The following is a 6,101-nucleotide window of genomic DNA, read 5'->3' as shown; positions in this document are numbered from 1 at the left end:
TCCACTGTCTGTATGAGGTGCATGAATAGCAGCATCAACGATGACACCGTATTTTTTAACGAGGTTTCGGCAAAGTTCATTGAGCATATTTTCACGCTGTTCAGCGTTTAACTCACTGGGAAATGCAATCTCAAACTCTCTTGCAAGTAATGCATCTTTTCTACGTTCAACCTTTTCGACTTCATTCCAAAGTGTTTGGCGCTTGAGTAACTCAGTATTTGTATTTTCAGGTGCATAGATTTTTGTAAATTCGACACCAGTTTTTCTTGTGTAGTCTTGTTCTTTTCCATAAAAATCACATACCAATTTTTCACTTGAACGATATGCAGCACAAGCAACGGCTGATCGTCCATTACCTCTACTAATCGTTTTAACTGAAAAATGATATATCGCCATTTTGCTTTTGCTCTTTATTTCGATTTATCGAAATTACCAACATGTATATGTTGGTCAGGGGATTACAAAGGGGATTTACCCCTTGTCGCACCATTGGATGAAATCCAATGGCTAAGTGCGCCCTTCGGGAAAACCACGATAGCATGGGCTGTCTTGAATTTCAATTCAAGACAGCCCATGCTTGAGGGGGATTCCTTGAGATGGTGATGGTATGAGTGTTGAAACTTTAGAGCAAAAAATTGCAAAGCAAGAAGAACGATTAAGACAACTAAAAGCACAAAAACAAGCTATTGCTGCTCGTGAAAAAAAGAAAAATTCTGATCGACAAAGAAAAGATGATACTAGACGTAAAATTCTACTGGGGGCTTGGGTTCTAAACAAACTGAAAAATGATGAATCTTTTAAGGGTCAACTAACCGATTTTGAAAAGTTTTTAAGCACGGAAAGTAAGACTGAAGAAAATAGGCAGAAAGATAAAGATCTTTTTAATGGCGTTATATGGAATAACACCTAAATTTCGCATATGAGATTTTGTATTAAATAAAAAAACAATCCCCTAAAAATAGGGGATCTTGTTAGTAATGGAATCGACATTGAATTATAGAGATTCGTTCATCTGTCACTTCATAAACTAATCTATGCTTTTCATCAATCCTACGACTCCAAAATCCTGAAAGATTAGCTTTTAAAGGTTCTGGTTTTCCTGTTCCTTCAAAAGGTGTTCGCTGACATTCTTTGATTAAGGTATTAATACGCTTAAGTATCTTTTTATCCTGTGTCTGCCAATAGATATATTCATCCCAGGCATTATCAGTCCATTCGACGTTACGATTCGTCATCCTCAATCAACTCTCTGTGTTTAGTTTTCCCTGCACGTAATTGAGCAATTGATTCATTTAAACGACTTGCATTATTTGGAGATGAAAGGAGATATAACGTTTCCATTAAGCTATCGTAATGATCTTGTCCCATTACTACAGCATGGCCACCTTCTTTTCTTGTAATAAAAGCAACGTCTACATCATCAATTACTTTATCTAAAACAGATTTTAAATTGTTACGTGCGTCCGTATATGTAAATACATGCATATATCTATCCCTCATAGGGTAAGCTGCGTCAAAACGCTGCTAGCTAGACTACCTAGGCGGTAGTGATTGAAACTTTATAATCCTAAATGTACAGAATCCTGTACATATTGTCAATTTCGTATAACAGCCATTATGTTAAATAGCGGGATATTCAAATTATCTTTAGATAATACTTGTAGGCAAGATCAGTGGTTATTTAAACAAAATATATTTGTTATAATTGCTTGAATTTATTATAATTTAATAATTGTAATTTAATCTAGAATATCTAATGAGTAATAATAAATCACAGAATGATTTAGATAAATCCTCTCTTCCTAATCAGACATCATTTGACTGGTCAATTACTAATATCGTTAGATTGTTAAGAGAAATAGCTTTATTAGGAATACTTGTATATTTAGCATTTAGCTTTATTAACGGTGATATAGGTATATCTTTTGGTACTAAGGCACTTACAGCATCTGAAATTATTAGCATACTTCTAGCTTTTTTTGCGATTTTATTATCAGCAGCCTTTTATTACATGTCTACACAGCAAAGTAATCTTTTTTATCACAATGTCCATCAATTTACTAAAGACACTTCAGAAATATTAGGTCGCCTTGATGAACAAGTTAAAAATATTGGAGGCAGACAAACAGAGTTAAAAGATACATTTGAAAAAAACTATGCTTACAATAATCAGAATGGAGTAACACAAAAGAAAGAAGAAAAAATTAATGAAGAATTAGAAAAAAAGGATGCAGATCTTAAAGAAAAAGAAAGGAATATTAATCAAAAGATCGATTCTTTAATTGAAAAAATTGAATCAGAAGATGAAAAAGAAAAATTAAAAATTGAATTAGAAAGAGAGCGTAACGAAATTAAAAAACTAAAATCTGAAATGGAAGAAAAATCCAATTTATTACACGTAATACAAAGAGTTAAAAATCAAACAAAACAATTTATGACTACTATGGATTTAGAGGATATCGTTAGACGTAGACCTAGTTCACTAATGGCAGAATTGATTTCTAAGACTGGTCCACAACTACAGAAAGATATGAGTAATTTAGGCTATATAAATATAGAAGATAAGCATTTTACTGTTACTAAAAATGGTATGAGATTTCTACGTGAAATGAGAAATGAGCTTATGGCAGAGAGAGAAAATAATAGTTAATTTTTCTAAAATTAACATAATACACCTTATACGAAATGCTAATTTTTACTTCTTATAATTCAACAATATAATCCATTTCGAAAAACCCCTGACTGTGAACAGGGGTTTTTTACTTGATTTTTCATGTTCTACGCCTAAATATTAGGCAATGTTCCACAGTTTTACTTAAATAATCTGAATAATTAAATCTATATAATTTCAGCGATTATCTTGAATAAGATTATCCAATTTATCTTCTAATTTTTTAATCTTATATTTGAGCGATAAAATAGAATTTTTTAAACGTTCATGTTCAGGAGCATCAGGATTTTTTAATTGATTAAAAACCTCCAATAATTCTCTGCGTTGAGTGCAGAACCTTTCAATGTCACTTTCAAGAGCCATTCTTGGTGTCCACAGAGCTAGTAAACTTTGCTCATAGTCTTTGAGTTCTTCACAACTCATTGCGGCTAATTCAACTTTAGTTCTCATGGTTTAAAATCCGTTTTGCTATGCAGAGCTTTAAAAATTCGTTTTGCGGTTTCCTCCCTTACACTTTTCGGATCTCGTAAGATGCCACCGATCCAAAGGGCAAAAGCAGGATAATCAGGAAAGTTACTTAGGTCTGATAGTTCAGAGAGTTGAGATAAAATAGTGCTGTACTTGTTAATTTGAGCATCGGATAGATTGAAAAACATGTCTATGGTGTTTTGATCTCGCTGACGCTCTACTAATTTGGGCTTTGGTTTTTCTTTTACTATAAATTTAAAGCCAATTACTGAACGCCCTTTTTTAATTGGATTATAGTCAACTGTTATATCGGTAAATTTATTAATTTCATCTAATGAACTATTCAAAACTCTTCGTTTTAAGTTCCTCAAATCTCTATAAGATTCAGGTAAACCAAATTCTGTAAACATTTCATCTAGCGTTAATTCAAAGCCATTTTTTACCTGATTTTTTTTCGCCAAATGGTAAAAGTCTATTGAGTAGTCTTTTTTTAATTTTAGAACTACATCCTTTTTATAACGAGTGTATGGATTATATTTATCTAAAATCTTTAACATCACCAAAACAATAGATGTAAATCTTAAAGATATCCCTGCATCTTCATAAGTAGCATCAATTACCCAATTAGAGTAGACCTTTTTTCCTTTATCGTTAACGTATGAAAAAGACCGGTCTACTAATTTTTTTGATGCATTTTCAATTTGTTTATAAGCAGAATTGACTTTGATACCACAATCATCAGCAAATTGTTGAGCTGATATTAATATTTGATCTTGTTCACTTGCATCGATATTTCTAGCAATCGGAGATGCCATAATTAAAATTCTTTTTTCATCTACAGACATACTTTTAAAGCATTCAGTAACTTTATTTTGAATAGCCATTGTTGTTACTGGATAAGACTTTTCATAACTATTTTCTTTATTCATTTAGATATCAAACCTTATAAAAAATGAACATGATTTCTGTACCCTCATGAGAAAACAATGTACACCAACAAGATAAAGGGTACAATAATTTATTTGTACCCTTTATCATGCTATTTGTACCCTTTAATCATGCTATTTGTACCCTTTTAAACGATAAAATCATGCTATTTGTACCCTTTATCATGCTATTTGTACCCTTTTAAAGCTTAAAACTATTGCTACATAAGGCTTTCAGAAGGTCTAAAAGCTTTTAAAAGCTTTTTAAAAGAATAAAAGGGAATTTATTCCCAAAGTAAGTTATTAAAACTGCCCTTGGTACTCGCTAAAGCTCGTACTCTATTGAAGCTCGTTTCACTCGCTTCGTGGGGGCAGTTTTTTGCATATATGATCAAGGATTCAAAAAGCAAAACATGAATAATGCATTCGCTATGCTCATGCTTTTTGACGAGCAAAAGCATCAATACTTCGCTCGTAGACACTCGCTAATCACTGTCCCCAGTAATTCAATAAAAAACGGTTTTTCAGAGGGGGAATAAGCAACCTTTCGTTGTGTCGCTCGTAGACACTCGCTAAAAGGCTCTCATTTGCGTTTTAAGCGATTTTATTTTTATCAACTATAGTTTTACTGTATTTCTATCAAAAGTCGCTAAAACCCCCGTTTTTTTGCGCTTAAATGGGATTGCTAAGGCGTGTAGTCATGGTTATTGTCATTTTCTGGCTTTTTAGGCTCATTTCTCTGCTGTTTTTCTTGTTCTTGGCGTCTTAAAAATGCCAAATGTTCTTGTTGCTCTCGTTCTTGTGCATAGCGTTGTTCTCTAGATTCACGATCTTTTCGGTCGTTTTCGAGCTGTATTGCTCTTTTTTGGGAAAACTCTTGCTGCGCTTCGGTCTCAATTTTTTTTGTAAAAGCCGCATGCAATTCTTGGATTTTTAGATCTTCCATTTCTTCTGCATATAGTCGCTTTTGTTTTTCACCATTTTGAGGACTAAAGTATTTATTTCCATAGTTATCTTCTTCAAATATATAACTATTTATGATCTCCAGTCTTTGATCGCGTACATACTCTTGATACTCAGTTTCTCTGCGTGATATTTCAGAAATTTGATGATCTATATTTGAAATTTGATCATTAAGTTTTCGTTGTTTAACAGTGATGTTCGGTTCGTCAAATTTTGCAAAAGACTTTTTAGGCTGGAGCAGCTGATTTTCTTCTGTCCATTTATTTAAATGATCAGAATATCTCTCTTTTTTTTCTATTTCACTAAGACCAGAAATATGCTTTTGGATGTCTAGTTGGGTGTTGTGTTGGTCGATCAGGTCATTTATTTGATTGATCCATTTTGTTTTAAAAAATAAAGGCTCTTTTTTGCGTAGTTCTGATATTGCAGAACTCATCGTGTTTAATTTTGTTGTTAATTTTGATAATTCTTCATTTTGGAATTCAGAAAGTTTCTGAGAAGTTTTTTCTAAATACTCAGCTTGAGAGTATTGAAACTGAAGCTCACTTCGTACTTTTTGAACAAGATCCTCAGATACTTTGATGTTTTCATCCAGTGCGATGACCTTTTTGATTTTTAAATTACGTAGCTTAATTTCATCATTTTTCAGACTAATTTCTGTAAATATTCCTCGTCTCCGGAGGTATGTCGCTTGAGGACCTTCGTGCTGAGTTGCTTCTAGGTCACTTTCCTGGTCTTCATAACTTCTGTGATCGACACGTTCATCAAATCCATTTTGTTCCAGGTGATGATTGCATAACTCTGCAAATGATTCTCTCCAGTGGCTTACAGTTTCTGTGCCATTGTCACGACTAAAGTCCCTATATTTTTTTGCTGAAAAGCCACCATGCTCATTAATACTTCGGGTTGTGAACATGATGTGTGCATGGTAGTTGCGTTCATCACTTCCACTGTCTGTATGAGGTGCATGAATAGCAGCATCAACGATGACACCGTATTTTTTAACGAGGTTTCGGCAAAGTTCATTGAGCATATTTTCACGCTGTTCAGCGTTTAACTCACTGGGAAATGCA

At 33.3% G+C, this 6,101-nt stretch carries 8 protein-coding genes; 2 read left to right on the top strand and 6 right to left on the bottom strand.

Features of this window, described 5'->3' with window-relative positions; genetic code table 11:
• On the bottom strand, positions 1–396 hold a 396-nt coding region (locus FTV09_RS16785; protein ID WP_180058934.1), incomplete at its 3' end, for a MobA/MobL family protein.
• A gap of 211 nt (positions 397–607) precedes the next feature.
• Here FTV09_RS16785 and FTV09_RS16780 point away from each other — a divergent pair.
• Positions 608–910: a hypothetical protein gene (locus FTV09_RS16780; protein WP_000110201.1), complete on the top strand. Its 303-nt coding sequence runs from the start codon at positions 608–610 to the stop codon at positions 908–910.
• A gap of 61 nt (positions 911–971) precedes the next feature.
• Here the strand turns inward: FTV09_RS16780 and FTV09_RS16775 are convergent, their stop codons facing one another.
• Together FTV09_RS16775 and FTV09_RS16770 are read right to left on the bottom strand one after the other, a co-directional pair.
• Positions 972–1,235 carry a Txe/YoeB family addiction module toxin gene (locus tag FTV09_RS16775; RefSeq protein ID WP_000184943.1) on the bottom strand — a complete coding sequence of 88 codons (264 nt, stop codon included), beginning with the start codon at positions 1,233–1,235 and terminating at the stop codon, positions 972–974.
• The gene (locus FTV09_RS16770; RefSeq protein WP_000557944.1) at positions 1,222–1,485 is read right to left on the bottom strand and encodes a type II toxin-antitoxin system Phd/YefM family antitoxin; all 264 of its coding nucleotides are present in this window, start codon (positions 1,483–1,485) and stop codon (positions 1,222–1,224) included. Before FTV09_RS16770 ends, FTV09_RS16775 begins: the two co-directional genes overlap by 14 nt.
• Before the next feature lie 271 nt (positions 1,486–1,756).
• Here FTV09_RS16770 and FTV09_RS16765 point away from each other — a divergent pair, with 271 nt between their 5' ends.
• Positions 1,757–2,650, top strand: coding sequence for a hypothetical protein (locus FTV09_RS16765; protein ID WP_180058933.1), 894 nt, complete (start codon positions 1,757–1,759; stop codon positions 2,648–2,650).
• Between the two features lie 198 nt (positions 2,651–2,848).
• Here FTV09_RS16765 and FTV09_RS16760 read toward each other — a convergent pair whose 3' ends face one another.
• The 3 genes from FTV09_RS16760 to FTV09_RS16750 form a co-directional block, all read right to left on the bottom strand.
• Entirely contained in the window at positions 2,849–3,121 is a 273-nt protein-coding gene (locus FTV09_RS16760) for a hypothetical protein (protein WP_179991633.1), read from the bottom strand.
• Positions 3,118–4,068: a replication initiation protein gene (locus FTV09_RS16755; RefSeq protein WP_179991634.1), complete on the bottom strand. Its 951-nt coding sequence runs from the start codon at positions 4,066–4,068 to the stop codon at positions 3,118–3,120. The genes FTV09_RS16760 and FTV09_RS16755 overlap by 4 nt, the downstream gene beginning before the upstream one ends.
• A gap of 682 nt (positions 4,069–4,750) precedes the next feature.
• The coding region (locus tag FTV09_RS16750) for a MobA/MobL family protein (protein WP_180058932.1) at positions 4,751–6,101 on the bottom strand (1,351 nt) is incomplete at its 5' end.

The organism is Acinetobacter sp. YH12227 (assembly GCF_013417785.1).
GTDB classification, from domain to species: domain Bacteria; phylum Pseudomonadota; class Gammaproteobacteria; order Pseudomonadales; family Moraxellaceae; genus Acinetobacter; species Acinetobacter gandensis.
This window is presented reverse-complemented; position numbering and strand designations above follow the sequence as displayed.

Bases quoted from the DNA above. Each gene is read 5' to 3' on its own strand.
- FTV09_RS16780 (WP_000110201.1), top strand. From the start codon at position 608: ATGAGTGTTGAAACTTTAGAGCAAAAAATTGCAAAGCAAGAAGAACGA.
- FTV09_RS16775 (WP_000184943.1), bottom strand. From the start codon at position 1,235: ATGACGAATCGTAACGTCGAATGGACTGATAATGCCTGGGATGAATAT.
- FTV09_RS16770 (WP_000557944.1), bottom strand. From the start codon at position 1,485: ATGCATGTATTTACATATACGGACGCACGTAACAATTTAAAATCTGTT.
- FTV09_RS16765 (WP_180058933.1), top strand. From the start codon at position 1,757: ATGAGTAATAATAAATCACAGAATGATTTAGATAAATCCTCTCTTCCT.
- FTV09_RS16760 (WP_179991633.1), bottom strand. From the start codon at position 3,121: ATGAGAACTAAAGTTGAATTAGCCGCAATGAGTTGTGAAGAACTCAAA.
- FTV09_RS16755 (WP_179991634.1), bottom strand. From the start codon at position 4,068: ATGAATAAAGAAAATAGTTATGAAAAGTCTTATCCAGTAACAACAATG.